This is a genomic window from Arenimonas caeni, from assembly GCF_003024235.1.
Classification (GTDB): domain Bacteria; phylum Pseudomonadota; class Gammaproteobacteria; order Xanthomonadales; family Xanthomonadaceae; genus Arenimonas; species Arenimonas caeni.
In genome coordinates, this window is sequence record NZ_KZ679089.1 from 108,240 (window position 1) to 123,453 (window position 15,214).

Annotated in this window: 13 protein-coding genes; 6 read left to right on the forward strand and 7 right to left on the reverse strand. The window is 69.9% G+C overall.

Annotated features, from left to right (window positions below; all coding sequences use genetic code 11):
* Positions 1-248: 248 nt before the first annotated feature.
* The 3 genes from aceF to lpdA are packed head-to-tail and all read left to right on the forward strand — an operon-like array spanning position 249 to position 4,285.
* On the forward strand, positions 249-1,586 hold the full coding sequence (gene aceF / locus C6N40_RS07885; protein WP_106990473.1) for a dihydrolipoyllysine-residue acetyltransferase: 1,338 nt from the start codon (positions 249-251) through the stop codon (positions 1,584-1,586).
* The gene (locus C6N40_RS07890; protein WP_106990474.1) at positions 1,586-2,497 is read left to right on the forward strand and encodes a carbon-nitrogen hydrolase family protein; all 912 of its coding nucleotides are present in this window, start codon (positions 1,586-1,588) and stop codon (positions 2,495-2,497) included. Before aceF ends, C6N40_RS07890 begins: the two co-directional genes overlap by 1 nt.
* A gap of 42 nt (positions 2,498-2,539) precedes the next feature.
* Entirely contained in the window at positions 2,540-4,285 is a 1,746-nt protein-coding gene (lpdA, locus tag C6N40_RS07895) for a dihydrolipoyl dehydrogenase (RefSeq protein WP_106990475.1), read from the forward strand.
* An 80-nt stretch (positions 4,286-4,365) separates the two neighbouring features.
* Here the strand turns inward: lpdA and C6N40_RS07900 are convergent, their stop codons facing one another.
* From C6N40_RS07900 to C6N40_RS07930, 7 genes are all read right to left on the reverse strand, one after another.
* A complete protein-coding gene (locus C6N40_RS07900) occupies positions 4,366-4,575 on the reverse strand; it encodes a DUF2061 domain-containing protein (RefSeq protein WP_106990476.1) in 210 nt (69 codons plus the stop codon).
* 102 nt (positions 4,576-4,677) lie between these two features.
* Positions 4,678-5,052 (reverse strand): Na+/H+ antiporter subunit G, encoded by a 375-nt coding sequence (locus tag C6N40_RS07905; RefSeq protein ID WP_106990477.1) that lies wholly within the window; start codon positions 5,050-5,052, stop codon positions 4,678-4,680.
* Positions 5,049-5,291 carry a K+/H+ antiporter subunit F gene (locus tag C6N40_RS07910; RefSeq protein ID WP_106990511.1) on the reverse strand — a complete coding sequence of 81 codons (243 nt, stop codon included), beginning with the start codon at positions 5,289-5,291 and terminating at the stop codon, positions 5,049-5,051. Before C6N40_RS07910 ends, C6N40_RS07905 begins: the two co-directional genes overlap by 4 nt.
* A 50-nt stretch (positions 5,292-5,341) precedes the next feature.
* On the reverse strand, positions 5,342-5,830 hold the full coding sequence (locus C6N40_RS07915; RefSeq protein ID WP_106990478.1) for a Na+/H+ antiporter subunit E: 489 nt from the start codon (positions 5,828-5,830) through the stop codon (positions 5,342-5,344).
* On the reverse strand, positions 5,830-7,368 hold the full coding sequence (locus tag C6N40_RS07920) for a monovalent cation/H+ antiporter subunit D (RefSeq protein ID WP_106990479.1): 1,539 nt from the start codon (positions 7,366-7,368) through the stop codon (positions 5,830-5,832). The genes C6N40_RS07915 and C6N40_RS07920 overlap by 1 nt, the downstream gene beginning before the upstream one ends.
* A complete protein-coding gene (locus tag C6N40_RS07925) occupies positions 7,365-7,712 on the reverse strand; it encodes a Na+/H+ antiporter subunit C (protein WP_106990480.1) in 348 nt (115 codons plus the stop codon). The genes C6N40_RS07920 and C6N40_RS07925 overlap by 4 nt, the downstream gene beginning before the upstream one ends.
* Positions 7,712-10,546: a monovalent cation/H+ antiporter subunit A gene (locus C6N40_RS07930; RefSeq protein WP_106990481.1), complete on the reverse strand. Its 2,835-nt coding sequence runs from the start codon at positions 10,544-10,546 to the stop codon at positions 7,712-7,714. The genes C6N40_RS07925 and C6N40_RS07930 overlap by 1 nt, the downstream gene beginning before the upstream one ends.
* Positions 10,547-10,689: 143 nt before the next feature.
* Between C6N40_RS07930 and C6N40_RS07935 the strand changes: the two genes are divergently transcribed.
* The 3 genes from C6N40_RS07935 to C6N40_RS07945 all read left to right on the forward strand — a co-directional run bounded on the left by C6N40_RS07935 (position 10,690) and on the right by C6N40_RS07945 (position 15,183).
* The gene (locus C6N40_RS07935; RefSeq protein ID WP_162782144.1) at positions 10,690-11,553 is read left to right on the forward strand and encodes a Rossmann-fold NAD(P)-binding domain-containing protein; all 864 of its coding nucleotides are present in this window, start codon (positions 10,690-10,692) and stop codon (positions 11,551-11,553) included.
* Between the two features lie 221 nt (positions 11,554-11,774).
* On the forward strand, positions 11,775-13,802 hold the full coding sequence (locus C6N40_RS07940; protein ID WP_162782145.1) for a DUF1302 domain-containing protein: 2,028 nt from the start codon (positions 11,775-11,777) through the stop codon (positions 13,800-13,802).
* Positions 13,803-13,818: 16 nt separating this feature from the next.
* Entirely contained in the window at positions 13,819-15,183 is a 1,365-nt protein-coding gene (locus tag C6N40_RS07945) for a DUF1329 domain-containing protein (RefSeq protein ID WP_106990484.1), read from the forward strand.
* The last annotated feature ends 31 nt before the right edge of the window (positions 15,184-15,214 follow it).

Genomic DNA, 15,214 nt, shown 5'->3' on the forward strand with positions numbered 1-15,214 from the left:
GCGCTGTCCCAAATGGCACAGGCAGTGGTGCAACGATCGGGCCAGCCTGTGCATCCGAAACAAGGGTGGCGGCGGGTCCGGTTTCCCCTTTGCGCTCGGGTCCCCCGGGAACCCCACCGGGCCATGTCCAGCACGCGTGGCCGACGGTGTTTGCGCTCCCCAATCCCCCCGGCACCCCCCGGGGGGTTTTTTTTGCGCGCGAGGGGGGGACAATAGCCGGCCTACCGTCAGCAACTCCCAGGTGAACCATGGCCGAGCTCAAGGAAGCGCGGGTGCCGGATATCGGCAACGACAAGGACGTGCCCGTGATCGAGCTGCTGGTGCAGCCCGGCGACAAGGTCAGGAAGGACCAGGGCCTGGTCACCCTCGAGTCTGACAAGGCCACCATGGAAGTGCCGGCGCCGTTCGACGGCATCGTGCGCGAGCTCAAGGTCAAGGTGGGCGACGAACTGTCGGAAGGTTCGGTCGTGGCCCTGATCGAGCCGGCCGCGGCGGCCGGCGAGCCTGCGCCGGCGCCCAAGGCCGAGGCGAAAGCCGAGCCGAAGCCCGAGCCGAAGCCTGAGCCGAAGCCTGAGCCGAAGCCCGAACCCGCCGCGCGCCCGGCCGCGCCCGCTGCGCCCGCGGGCAACCCGAGCTCGCCGCCCGTGCGTTTCGACGCCGAGGCCCTGATGCCGGGCAAGGTGCCGTACGCCAGCCCGGCGGTGCGCCTGTTCGCGCGCGAGCTGGGCGTCGACCTGGCCCAGGTGGCCGGCAGCGCCCGCGCCGGCCGCATCACCCGCGAGGACGTGCAGGGTTTCGTCAAGCAGGTGATGGCCGGCGGTGCCGCGCCGCGCGCCGGCGGTGGCGGTGGCGGTGGCGGCCTCGACCTGATCCCGTGGCCGAAGGTCGATTTCTCGAAGTTCGGCGGCATCGAACGCCAGCCGCTCTCGCGCATCCAGAAGCTCAGCGGCGCCAACCTGGCGCGCAACTGGGCCATGATCCCGCACGTCACCCAGTTCGACGACGCCGACATCACCGAGATGGAGGCCTTCCGCAAGAAGCTGGGCGAGGAGAACAAGGACGTGAAGGTCACGCCCCTGGTCTTCCTGATCAAGGCCGCGGTGGCGGCGCTGAAGAAGTACCCGGCCTTCAACGCCTCGCTCGACGGCGACGAGCTGGTGCTCAAGCAGTACTTCAACATCGGTATCGCGGTGGACACGCCCGACGGCCTGGTGGTGCCGGTGATCCGCGACGCCGACCGCAAGGGCCTGCTCGAGCTGGCCCGCGAGCTGGGCGAGGTCAGCGCCAAGGCGCGCGACAAGAAGCTCACCTCGGCCGACATGCAGGGCGGCTGCTTCTCGATCAGCTCGCTGGGTGGCATCGGCGGCACTGCGTTCACGCCGATCATCAACGCGCCGGAGGTGGCCATCCTCGGCGTCTCGCGCAGCGCGATGAAGCCGGTCTGGAACGGCAGGGAATTCGCGCCGCGCCTGGTGCTGCCGCTGAGCCTGAGCTACGACCACCGCGTGATCGACGGCGCCGCCGCGGCCCGCTTCACCAGCTACCTGGCCCAGGTGCTGGGCGACCTGCGCCGGCTGCTGCTCTGATGTCCCAGCCGCTGCCGCCCGTTCCCGGCCAGCCGCCGGCGCGCGTGCGCGTGGCGGCGGTGCAGTACGGCCAGCGCCGGGTCGCGGGCTTCGACGAGTTCGCGGCGCAGGTCGAGGAGTTCGTGCGCGTCGCGGCCGACTACGGCAGCGACTTCGTGCTGTTCCCGGAGCTGTTCACCCTGCAGCTGCTCAGCGCCGAGCCGCGCATGCTGTCGCCGGCCGAGGCGATCGAGCGCCTGAGCGAACACACGCCGGCCTTCACCGCGCTGCTGCAGCGGCTGGCGCGCCAGTACCGCATCCACGTGATCGGCGGAACGCACCCCACGCGCACCGACGAAGGCACGCTGCGCAACCCCTGCTTCATCGCCACCCGCGACGGCGCCCTGCACCGGCGCGACAAGCTGCACATCACGCCCAGCGAGCAGGGCAGCTGGGCGGTGGGCGGTGGCGAGTCCGCCGACGTGCTGGCCACCGACGCCGGCCCGGTGGGCATCATGGTCTGCTACGACAGCGAATTCCCCGAACTGGGCCGCCACCTCACCGACCAGGGCGCCCTGGTGCTGTTCGTGCCCTATTGCACCGATGTGCGCTCCGGCCACCTGCGCGTGCGCTACAGCTGCCAGGCGCGCGCGGTCGAGAACCAGGTGTACGTGGTCGCGGCCGGCAACGTCGGGCACTGCCCGGGCGTGGCCAACTTCGACATCCAGTACGCGCAGTCCGGCGTCTACACGCCCTGCGACTTCCCGTTCCCGCCCGAGGGCATCGCCGCCGAGGCCAGTGCGCAGGTCGAGCAGATCGTGTTCGCCGACCTCGACCTGGCCGCGTTGCTCGAGGCGCGCCGCGACGGCACCGTCAAGAACCTCGCCGACCGCCGGCCGGAGCTCTACGCCCGCTGGCGCCAGGCCACCTGAAACCCCGCCCGGCGTGCGTGCCGGCCCCCGCAGGAGAAAACCATGGCCCAGATCGAACTTCGTGTTCCCGACCTCGGCGACGACAAGGACGTGCCGGTGATCGAGCTGCTCGTACAGCCCGGCGACGTGGTGGAGAAGGACCAGGGCCTGGCGACGCTGGAGTCCGACAAGGCGACGATGGAAGTGCCGGCCAGCGCCGCGGGCAGGATCGTCGCGCTGAAGGTGAAGGTGGGCGACACCGTCTCGGCCGGCGACGTGATCGCCATCGCCGAAGCCGAAGCCTCTGCCCCTGCAGGAGCGCCTTCAGGCGCGAAGCCTTTGCCTTCCCCGAAGCAGGAACTCGCGCCTGCAGGCGCTCCTGCATCGGGTGGCAAGGCCGACCTCGAATGCGACCTGCTGGTGCTCGGCGCCGGCCCCGGCGGCTACACCGCCGCCTTCCGCGCCGCCGACCTCGGCCTGGACGTGCTGCTGGTCGAGCGCTACGAAGCACTCGGCGGCGTCTGCCTCAACGTCGGCTGCATCCCGTCCAAGGCCCTGCTGCACGCCGCCGCGGTCATCGAGGAAGCCAGGCACGCGCAGGACTTCGGCGTGGACTTCGGCAAGCCGAAGATCGACCTGGACAAGCTGCGCGGCCACAAGGACAAGGTCGTCGCCCAGATGAACAAGGGCCTGGCCGGCATGGCGAAGCAGCGCAAGGTGCGAACGCTCACCGGCAGCGGCAGCTTCGTCTCGCCCAACGAGCTGGAAGTGCGCATGCACGAGGGCTTCAAGCGCGTGCGCTTCCGGCAGTGCATCATCGCCGCCGGCTCGCAGCCGGTGAAGCTGCCCGGCTTCCCCTGGGACGACGCGCGCGTGATGGATTCGACCGATGCGCTGATGCTGGTCGAAGTGCCGAAGAAGCTGCTCGTGGTCGGCGGCGGCATCATCGGCCTGGAAATGGCCTGCGTGTATTCCTCGCTGGGCAGTCAGGTGACGGTGGTCGAGTTCATGGACCAGCTGATGCCGGGCGCCGACAAGGACCTGGTCAAGCCGCTGGCCGACCTGCTGAAGAAGCGCGGCGTGGCCGTGCACCTCAAATGCAAGGTCGCCAGGGTGGACGCGAAGAAGGACGGCCTGCACGCGGCCTTCGAAGGCGATTCCGTGCCGTCGGAGACGAAGTACGACCGCGTGCTGGTCTCCGTGGGCCGCGCGCCCAACGGCGCGAAGATCGGCGCCGACAAGGCCGGCGTGGCCGTCACCGAGCGCGGCTTCATCCCGGTCGACCGGCAGATGCGCACCAACGTGCCGCACATCTTCGCCATCGGCGACCTGGTGGGCCAGCCGATGCTGGCGCACAAGGCCACGCACGAGGGCAAGCTGGCGGCGGAAGTCGCGGCCGGCCACAAGAAGGAATGGGTGGCCCGCGTGATCCCGTCGGTGGCCTATACCGACCCGGAGATCGCCTGGGTCGGCGTCACCGAGACCGAAGCCAAGGCCAAGGGCCTGGCCGTGGGCGTGGCGAAGTTCCCGTGGGCGGCCTCGGGCCGGGCGGTCGGCATCGGCCGCACCGAGGGCTTCACCAAGCTCATCTTCGACGAGCACACCGAGCGCGTGATCGGCGCCGGCATCGTCGGCCCGCACGCCGGCGACCTGATCGCGGAGGTCGCGCTGGCGATCGAGATGGGCTGCGAGGCCGCCGACATCGGCCACACCATCCACCCGCACCCGACGCTCAGCGAATCGGTGGCGATGGCGGCCGAGATCCAGGACGGCAGCATCACCGACCTGTACCTGCCGAAGAAGAAATAAAAAAACGCCCCGGCGGGTTCGCCGGGGCGCCGATCCCGACGCGGCGCTCCTGCCCCGGTGCGAGGCGGCGGGATTCGTGCTCAGACTCTCAGGGAGGCGCTGAACGCCGGCTTTTCGCGGCGCGCCTCGATGCGCTTCCAGACCTTTTCGTGGAAGTGGTAGGCCACGGTGTTGCAGGCCGGCTCGACCAGCGCCAGGGCGCCACCCACCACCACGCTGCCGGTGAGCGCGTAACCGACGCCGAAGGCGACAGTGAAATGAACGGCGGCGAAAGAAAGGGTCTTGGCCATGGCGGGCACTCCTCGGACGACCCCCTGAGTCTGGGGGCAGCCGGGGGCCTGATCCATTCGTTTGTTTCCATTCTCCCGATAGCCGTCGGCTATCGGCGTCGCTCACTCGCGCTCGTCGGGCGCGTGGTCGGGGCGCTCGGGCACGTGCGTGTCCTCGGCGCGCCCGGGCAGCTGCGGCATGTCGTCCATGCGCAGCGACAGGCCCGCCTTGGCCATCATGAAGGCGCTGATCGGCGCGGTGATGAACAGGAAGGCGGTGATCAGCAGCTCGCGCGGCTGCGGGTCGCTGCCGATGAAGGTGTGGTAGCTCACCGAGGCCACCAGCAGGCAGCCGACGCCCAGGGTGCTGGCCTTGGTCGGGCCGTGCAGGCGCTTGAAGAATTCCGACAGCCGCACCAGGCCGAAGGCCCCGACCAGCACGAAGGCGCTGCCGACCGCCAGCAGGACCACCAGCATGATTTCGATCACGATGCTCATTCGACGATGTCCCTGCGCATGACGTATTTGCTCAGCACCACGGTCGAACCGAAGCCGAGCATGGCGATCACCAGGGCCGCCTCGAAGTAGATCGAGGACTTGATGTACATGCCCAGCAGCATCAGCTCGGCGATGGCCGTGACGCTGAGCGTGTCCAGCGCCAGGATGCGGTCGGGCACCGTCGGCCCGCGCAGCAGCCGGTAGAGCGAGAGCAGCATGGCCACGCTGACCACGAACATCGAAGCGACGATGGCGGGCTCGAGCAGGCCCAGGGGTGATCCATTCGGGGTCACGGGAAGATCTCCATCAGCGGGCGTTCGTAGCGGTCCTTGATGCCGGCGATCAGGGCGTCGGCGTCATCGAGGTTGAACACGTGGATCAGCAGGTACTTGCGGTCGCCCGACAGCGTGGTCGTCACCGTGCCGGGGGTGAGCGTGATCATGCTGGCCAGCGCGGCGATGCCGTGGATGTTGTCGATGTCCAGCGGGTACCAGACGAAGCCGGGGTGGATGCGGGTCTCGCGGCCAAGCACCTGGCGGGCGACGGTGATGTTCGACACCAGGATGTCCCAGAGCAGGTGCATGAGCAGTCGGGGCACGCCGCGCAGGCTGCCGATGCGGGCGAACTCGCGGTCGAGCCGGGCCGCGAACAGCGGGATCACCAGGCCCAGCAGCAGGCCGAAGGCGATGTGCGCCGGGTTGAAGGCGTCGTTCATCACCAGCCAGAACGCGACCACCGACAGCGTGAGCGGGATCGAGGGGAACCAGCGCCTGAACATCACGGGTTCCTCCAGGCCGGGTCGGTGTCGCGCACCTGCCGGACGTAGTCCTGCGGCGACATCAGCTGCGCGGCGGTGGCGCGGGTGTACTCGACCACCGGTGCGGCGCCCAGCGACAGGGCCACGCCCAGCACCAGCAGCAGCATCGTCGCCACCGTCTCCACCGGGCGGGTGGTCGCCGGGGGCGCGCCGACCACCTCGGGCAGGGGCGGCGGCACGCGCCAGAACAGGTTGCTGCCGGCCCGCACCAGGCCGACGATGACCATCAGGCTGCTGGCCAGGATGGCGGTCCAGACCCAGGCCACGTCGGCCTCGGGCACCGCCTGCAGCAGCGCCAGCTTGCCCAAGAAGCCCGACAGCGGCGGCAGGCCGGCCACCGACACGGCGGCCACCAGGAACATCACGCCCGCGACCTTGCGCACGGCCGGCGAGGCCACCGGGTGGGTCAGGTCCCGCATCTCGTCGCCGCGGCTGCGGCGCACCAGGTCGGCGATCATGAACATCGCCGCCACCACGAAAGTGCTGTGCAGCAGGTAGTACAGGCCTGCGCCGAGCGCCGCTTCGGCCCGCAGCGAGAAGGCGATGAACAGGGTCGCCGCCGACACCACCACCAGGTAGGCCGACAGCACGCGCAGCCTCGGCGCGCCCAGCACGCCCAGCGCGCCCAGCGCCAGCGTGCCCACCGCGCCCCAGGCCATCCAGTCCTGGCCGTAGCCGGCGAGCTCGCCGGCTGGTTCGCCCAGCAGCAGCTGGCCGATGCGCAGGGTGGCGTAGATGCCGACCTTGGTCATGATCACGAACAGCGCGGCCACGGCGGCCGGCGCGCGCGCATAGGCGTCGGGCAGCCACAGGTAGAGCGGCAGCAGCGCGGCCTTGGCGCAGAACACCACCAGCAGCAGGCCCAGCGTCGCCTTGGCGATGGTCAGGTCGGCCGGGGGCAGGGAGGCGATGCGGGCCGAGAGCTCGGCCATGTTCAGGCTGCCGAACACGCCGTACACCAGGCCCAGCGCGATCAGGAACAGGGTGGAGGCGGCGATGTTGAAGGCCACGTAGTGCAGGCCGGCGCGCATGCGCACGCCGCGTCCACCGCTGAGCAGCAGGCCGTAGGAGGCGATGAGCATCACCTCGAAGAAGACGAACAGGTTGAAGATGTCGCCGGTGAGGAAGGCGCCGTTGAGGCCCACCAGCTGGAACTGGAACAGCGCATGGAAGTGCGGCGCGCGCCGGTCCCAGCCCGAGCAGGCGTGCAGCAGGCAGGCTGCGGCGAGGATGCTGGTGGTGAGCACCATCAGCGCCGACAGCCGGTCGACCATCAGCACGATGCCCAGGTGGTTGGGCCAGTCGCCGAGCAGGTAGGCGGTGACGTCGCCGCCGCTGGCCGTGCCCAGCAGGGCGATGGCCGCGGCCAGCGTGGCCGCCATCGACAGCCAGGCGACGGTGCGCTGCGGGATGGCGCCGAAGCGGCGGTGCTCGACGAACAGGCACAGCGCGCCGCCAAGCAGCGGCAGCAGGACCGGCAGGATGGGCAGGTGGCTCATCGGGGCGCGTCCTCGTGGCCGTCGACGTGGTCGCTGCGGTTGTCGGCGCGGCTGCGCATGGCCAGCACGATGGTCACCGCGGTCATCGCGAAGGCGATGACGATGGCGGTGAGCACCAGCGCCTGGGGCAGCGGGTCGGTGTAGCTGGCCGTGGTGGCCGCGACGCCTTCGCGCAGCACCGGCGGCTTGCCGGCCACCAGCCGGCCGCTGGAGAAGATCAGCAGGTTGGTGGCGTAGGAGAGCAGCGTCAGGCCAAGGATCAGGTCGAAGCTGCGCGCGCGCAGCATCAGGTATACGCCGGCAAACACCAGCAGGGCGATCGCGCTGGACATCGCCAGTTCCATCAGTCCACCTCAGCGGTCAGGGGGGAGCGGCGCGCGGGGTCGATCACGCCGGTGCGGGCCTCGAGCAGGCGCGAGGGCTTGAGGGTGCCCATCATCGAGAGCATCAGCATCGTGCCGCCGAACACCACCAGGTAGACGCCCAGGTCGAAGGCGGCGGCGCTGGCCAGCGGGATCGTGCCCAGCAGCGGCAGCACGAGGTCGTAATGGCCGCTGGTGAGGAAGGGCAGGCCGAACAGCATGGCCGCCAGGCCGGTGAGCGCGGCGATGGCCAGGCCGGAGGCGACCAGGCGGATGTAGTCGAAGCCGAACCGGGACTCGACCGAGGTCGCGCCCTGGATGACGTACTGGATCAGCAGCGGCACGGCCAGGGTGAGGCCGGCGATGAAGCCGCCGCCGGGCGCGTTGTGGCCGCGCAGGAACAGGAAGATCGACACCGTCAGGGTGAGCGGGAACATGATCTGCGCGAGGTCCGCCGGCACCGGCAGCTTCACCGGCGGGCCTGGCATCACGGCCTCGGGCGCCATGCGCGCGCGCCGCAGCATGGCGTGCACCACCAGCGCCGCGATGCCGAACACGGTGATCTCGCCGAAGGTGTCGAAGCCGCGGAAGTCGACCAGGATCACGTTCACCACGTTGGCGCCCCAGGCCTCGGGCAGCGAGCGCGCGAGCAGCTCTTCGGCGATGCCGACCGGCTCGCGGCTCATCATCGAATAGGCCAGCGCACCGGTGCCCAGGCCGGCCACCGCCGCGATCGCGCCGTCGCGCAGGCGGCGCGGCAGGCTGCGCTCGGTCGGCGAGGTGGCGGGCAGGTAGTGCATGCCCAGCAGCAGCAGCGACAGCGTCACCATCTCGACCAGCAGCTGGGTCAGGGCCAGGTCGGGCGCGGACAGCGCGACGAAGTTCAGGCTCACCGCCAGGCCCACGCCGCCCATCACGATCACCGCCAGCAGGCGCTGGCGGTAGTGCGCCAGCGTCATCAGGGTCGAGCCCACCAGCAGCACCCACAGCACCCATTCCAGGCGGCCCATCGGCTGGCCGAAGGCGAGGTCGGGAACCGGCGGCCCGCCTTCCGGCCAGGACGCGAGGTAGGGCGCGGCGCCCGCGGCCACCGCCGCCAGCACCAGCCACACCATGCTGCGCTGCAGGCTGCCGTTGGCAATGGCCTTGGTGGCGCGCTGGGCATTGCGCAGCAGCGAGTCGATGTTGAGGCGGAACAGCCGGTGGCCGGTGGCCCGGATCACCACGGCGTGCAGGTCGAACAACCGGCGCAGGCCGAAGTACAGGGCGATGCCGGCGAGCACGCCGGCGGCGCTCATCGCCAGCGGCAGGTTGAAGCCGTGCCAGATCGAAAGACTGTAGGCCGGCACCGCGTCGCCGAGCACGCCGCGTGCTGCGATCTCCAGCGCCGCGCCGATGGTCGGGCCGGGCGCGATGCCCACGGCCAGGCAGGCCAGCACCAGCAGGGCCACCGGCACGCGCATGAACAGCGGCGGCTCATGCACCTCGCCCTTGACCGCGCGCGGGCCCTTGCCGAAGAAGGTGTCGTGCACGAAGCGCAGGCTGTAGGCCATGCCGAAGGCGCCGAACAGCAGCGCCGCGACCGGGATGCCGGTGCGCAGCACGTCGTGGCCCTGGATCGCCAGCGCCTCGGCGAAGAACATCTCCTTGGACAGGAAGCCGTTGAGCAGCGGGATGCCGGCCATGGCCAGGCTGGCCAGGATGGCCAGCGTGGCGGTGATGGGCATCAGCCGGCGCAGGCCGCCGAGCCGGCGCATGTCGCGGGTGCCGGTCTCGTGGTCGATGATGCCGGCGGCCATGAACAGCGAGGCCTTGAAGGTGGCGTGGTTGATGATGTGGAACAGCGCCGCCACCACCGCCATCGGCGAGCCCAGGCCCAGCAGCAGGGTGATCAGGCCCAGGTGCGAGATGGTCGAATAGGCCAGCAGCCCCTTGAGGTCGTGCTGGAAGATCGCGTACCAGCTGCCCACCAGCAGCGTGACCGCGCCGACGCTGCTGACCAGGTAGAAGAACAGGTCACTGCCGGCCAGCGCCGGGTGCAGGCGCGCGAGCAGGAACACGCCGGCCTTCACCATCGTCGCCGAATGCAGGTAGGCCGACACCGGGGTCGGCGCCGCCATGGCCTGCGGCAGCCAGAAGTGGAAGGGGAACTGCGCGCTCTTGGTGAACACCGCCGCCAGCACCAGCACCAGCACCCAGGGATAGAGCGGGTGCGCCAGCAGCAGTTCTCCCGAGGCCAGCACCACGTCGAGCTCATAGCTGCCGACGATGTTGCCGATCATCACCACGCCGGCCAGCAGGGCCAGGCCGCCGGCGCCGGTGATCACCAGGGCCATGCGGGCGCCGTCGCGGGCGTCGGAGCGGTGGTGCCAGAAGCCGATCAGCAGGAAGGAGCTGATGCTCGTCAGCTCCCAGAACACGGCCAGCAGCAGCAGGTTGCCGGCCAGCACCATGCCCAGCATCGCGCCCATGAACAGCAGCAGCAGCGACAGGAAGCGCGGCATGCTGTCTTCCTGGCTGAGGTAGTAGCGCGCGTACAGGACGATCAGGCCGCCGATGCCCAGCACCAGGCCGGCGAACATCCAGGCCAGGCCATCCAGGCGCAGGCTGAAGGCCAGGCCCAGCCCCGGGATCCACTCGCGGCTGCTGCGCGCCGCGCCTTCGTCGAGCACCAGGCTCGTGAGCAATGCCAGGAGCACCAGGCCAATGACCGGTGCCATCCCGGCCAACCAGGCCGCGAGACGGCGGCGCGAAGCCGGCAACAGGCCGACCAGCAGCGCCAGGACGAACGGGGTGGCCAGGAGAAGTTCGAGCATCGCGTTCCTTGCTTGTCCGCGTCCTGCGGCCGGGAGCCGGGGCGGCGGTGGGGGGAGTCGTCGCACGACGAGTTGGCCGACGAATATATCGCACCCGGTTGTTCGTGCGCCGTGCACGCCGCCGCCGCGGGTAAGCTTCGGCCATGGAGCGCACGGATAAACAAGTGCAATGGCTGGTGTTCGGACTCACCGGCATGGTCGGCGAGGGGCTGCGGGCGCAGCTGTACCCCGGGGACCCGCCGCTGCTCGCGGTCTCGAGGCAGCCGCCGGCCGACGAGGAACGGGTGCGCTGGCACTCCGGGGCCCTGCCGGCCCCGGGTCCGCTGCCCGCCGCCGATGCGATCGCCAGCCTCGGCCCGCTCGATGCCTTCGCGCAGTGGTTCGAGGCCTCCGGCGCGGCCCCCGCCCGGGTCGTGGCCCTGGGCTCGACCTCGGTGCACGGCAAGGCCGGCTCGCCCGACCCGGCCGAGCGCGAGCTGGTGCGGACCCTGGAGGCGGCCGAGCGCCGGCTCGCGGCGGCCTGCGCGGCGCGCGGCTGTGCGCTGACCCTGCTGCGGCCGACCCTGGTCTGGGGCCGGGGGCGCGACCGCAACCTGGCGCGCTGGGTCGGGCTGGGCCGGCGGCTGCGCTGGTTGCCGCTGCCGCGAACGGCCCGCGGCCTGCGCCAGCCCATCCATGCCGATGACGTCGCGGCCGCGGTGCTCGCGGCGCTGCGGGCACCGGTTCCGGTGCCCGGCCTGTTCGACCTGCCGGGAGGCGAGGCCCTGGCCTACGACGAGATGGTGGCCCGCTGCCTGCGTGCCGGCGCGCCCGGCGCCCGCCTGCTGAGGGTGCCGGCGCCGCTGTTCCGGGCCGGGCTGGCCCTGCTGGGCCGGCGCGGTCCCGGGCCGGGCGTGCTGGCGCGCCTGGACCAGGACCTGGCCTACGACCGGGGCCCGGTACAGGCCGCGCTGGGGCTGCCTGCGCGCCCGTTCTCGCCGGCGCCGGCGGACTTTCCCGATCGATGATGCGCCGCAGCAAAAGCGTGTCCGGCCGCACCATACGCAACAGCATTGCCATTTCCTAACGAACAATTAATATGCCTAGAGGAAATGCTCTAGAGTCTGGGGGGAAGCCAGCACGCCATGAAGAACGTTTTCGCCGCGGCCCCATGCGCCGCAAGCCTTACCCGCCGCGTTTGGCGGGGCCCCGAAATCCAAGCCGACGATCCGAACCCGAGGAAGCACCCATGATCAAACAGCATGCAAACCGCGGGCGGGTCGCTCGTGCCCGCCTGGCCTCCGCCGTCGCCCTCGGCCTGCTGATGGCCCCGGCCGCGCAGGCCTTCGAATTCAGCCGCGGCGAACTGACCGGCAGCTTCGACACCACCGTGTCCTTCGGTTATTCGTGGCGCGTTGAGGACCGCGACGACGACCTGGTCGCCAAGTCCTGGTTCGACCCGCTGCTGTGCGCGCAGAACGTGCCGCTGGGCATGATCCCGGTCGGCGCTGGCCGCTGCACCAGCACCGGCGGCGTGCCGGGCTCGGCCGCGCAGATCGGCGCGCTGGGCCGTTTCTCCGCCAACCGCGACGACGGCAACCTCAAGTACGACCAGGGCGACGCCATCTCCAGCGCCGTCAAGATCACCTCCGAGCTGAGCCTGAACTGGCGTGACTGGGGTGCGTTCATGCGCGCCACCTACTTCTACGACTTCGAGAACGCCGACCGCGACGACCTGACCGAAGAGGCCAAGGACCGCATCGGCGACCGCTTCCGCATGCTCGACGCCTTCGTCTTCAAGAACTTCGAGCTCGGCGAGGACGGCCAGCTGGGCGGCACCGTGCGCCTGGGCCGCCAGGTGGTGAGCTGGGGCGAGAGCACCTTCATCCAGAACGGCATCAACGTCATCAACCCGGTCGACCTGTCGGCGCTGCGCGTCGCCGGCGCCGAGCTGAAGGAGGCCTTCCTCCCGATCGACATGGTCTGGGGCTCGATCAACCTCTCGGACAACGTCTCGCTCGAGGCGCTGTACATGTTCGAGTTCGAGGAAATCGAGATCGACGCCGCCGGCACCTACTTCAGTGCCAACGACTTCGCCACCCCGGGCGGCACCTACGTGATGCTGGGCTTCGGCACCACGCCGCAGCCGGTGTACAACCCGGAGAACTTCTTCGCCACCTGCTACAACGGCCCGGCGGGCTTCGCCAACTCCGACCGCTTCGCCGACCTGGCCGCGATCTACGGCCCGGCCACCGCCGGCCAGATCATCGCCATCGGCTGCGGCAACGCGGTGGGCCGCCTGCCCAACCGCAACGCCCGCGACAGCGGCCAGTACGGCCTGGCCCTGCGCTGGTACGCCGAGGCCCTGAACGAAACCGAGTTCGGCTTCTACTTCCTGAACTACCACAGCCGCGTGCCGCTGCTGTCCGGCCGCGCGGTGAACAACCCGCTGGTCGGCGCCGCCTCGGGCCGCTTCTTCGCCGAGTTCCCGGAAGACATCCAGATGTTCGGCGTCAGCTGGAACACCACGCTGCCGGGCGGCATCGCCTGGCAGGGCGAGGTCAGCCACCGCCCGAACATGCCGCTGCAGGTCGATGACGTCGAACTGCTGTTCGCCGCGCTGACCCCGCTCAACCCGTTCATCCCGGCGCCGTCGCTGCAGTTCAACAGCCAGCTCGGCAGCTATGCGCTCGGCCAGGAAGTGCGTGGCTGGCGCGAGCACGAGGTCAGCCAGCTGCAGATGACCTTCACCAAGGCCTTCGCCCAGGTGCTGGGCGCCGACCAGCTGGCCATGGTGGCCGAGATCGGTGCGACCGAGGTGTGGGACCTGCCGGCGGCCTCCGAGCTACGCTACGAGGGCGAGGGCACCGACACCAGCGGTGGTTGCGACGTCGGCGACTCGGTCGCCGCGGGCTTCCCGGGCGCGGGCGCCCTGCTGTTCGGCTGCATGCGCAACCCGCAGACGCTCAACGGCGGCTTCCCGACCGCGTTCTCCTGGGGCTATCGCCTGGCGGCCCGTGCCGACTACAGCAGCGTCTTCGGGACCCCGTTCACGGTTTCTCCGCGCGTCGCGTTCAACCATGACGTGAACGGCATCACCCCGGGACCGGGCGGGAACTTCCTCGAGGGTCGCAAGTCTCTGACCCTGGGCGTGGAGGCGAACTACCTGCAGAAGTGGGTGTTCGACCTGAGCTACACCTCGTTCAGCGGCGCCGAGCAGTACAACCAGATCCACGACCGCGACTTCGCGGCCTTCACCGTCAAGTATTCGTTCTGAGGCCAGGAGAAATAGGATGAAGAACTACAGGAAACATGCACTGGCCCTCGCAGCGGGCGCCGCGGTGTTCGCCTTCGGCACCGCCCAGGCCGCCGTCAGCGCCCAGGAAGCCGCCAAGCTCGGCAACGAGCTCACCCCGGTCGGCGCCGAGCGGGCCGGCAACGCCGCCGGCACCATCCCGGCCTGGGAGGGTGGCATCACCACCCCGCCGGCCGGCTTCCGCGTCGGCACCTTCCACATCGACCCGTACGCCAGCGACAAGCCGCTGTACTCGGTCACCCGCGCGAACATGAACCAGTACGCCAACGTGCTGTCGCCGGGCCAGAAGGCGATGTTCGAGAAGTACCCGACCTTCCGCATGGACGTGTACCCGACCCGCCGCTCGGCTTCGTTCCCGCAGCGCACCTACGAGTTCACCAAGCGCAACGCCACCCAGTGCCAGCTGGTCGCCAACGGCGAGGGCGTGCAGAACTGCGCCGAGGGCATCCCGTTCCCGATCCCGCAGAACGCCCACGAGGTCATCTGGAACCACAAGCTCAAGTACAAGGGCCTGTCGGTGATCAGCTACTCGAACCAGGCGGCTCCCAGCGCCAACGGCAACTTCACGCTGACCAGGGTCCGCGAGGAGCTGCTGGGCCTGTACTACAAGCCGGGCAACACCTCCGAGAACATCAACAACATCCTGCTGTACTTCAAGCAGGAAGTGCTCGGCCCGGCCCGCCTGGCCGGCCAGGTGCTGCTGGTGCACGAAACCCTGAACGCGTCCGCCGCGCCGCGCCAGGCGTGGGTGTACAACCCGGGCCAGCGCCGCGTGCGCCGCGCCCCGAACGTCGCCTACGACAACCCGGGCACCGCCTCGGACGGCCTGCGCACCAATGACATGACCGACATGTTCAACGGCGCCATGGATCGCTTCGAATGGACCTTGGTGGGCAAGAAGGAGTTCCTGGTCCCGTACAACGCCTACCGCGCCCACAGCGACAAGACCAAGGTCGCCGACCTGATCCGTCCGGGCCACCTCAACCCCGACTTCATGCGCTACGAGCTGCACCGCATGTGGGTGGTCGAGGCCAAGCTCAAGCAGGGCCAGCGCCACATCAACAGCCGCCGCACCTTCTACCTGGACGAAGACAGCTGGCAGATCATGCTGATCGACCACTACGACGGCCAGGGCAACCTGTGGCGTTATTCGGACGCGCCGTCGGTGAACTACTACGAGGTGCCGACCTTCTGGTCCACCCTCGAGACCCACCACGACCTCAAGTCGGGCCGCTACATCACCATGCTGCTCGACAACGAGGACAAGCCGCGTGACTTCGGCTACCAGAGCACCCCGGCGAACTACTCGCCGCAGAACCTGCGCACCGCGGGCGTGCGCTGATTCCAGCGTGAAGGCAATACCAGCCGCGCCC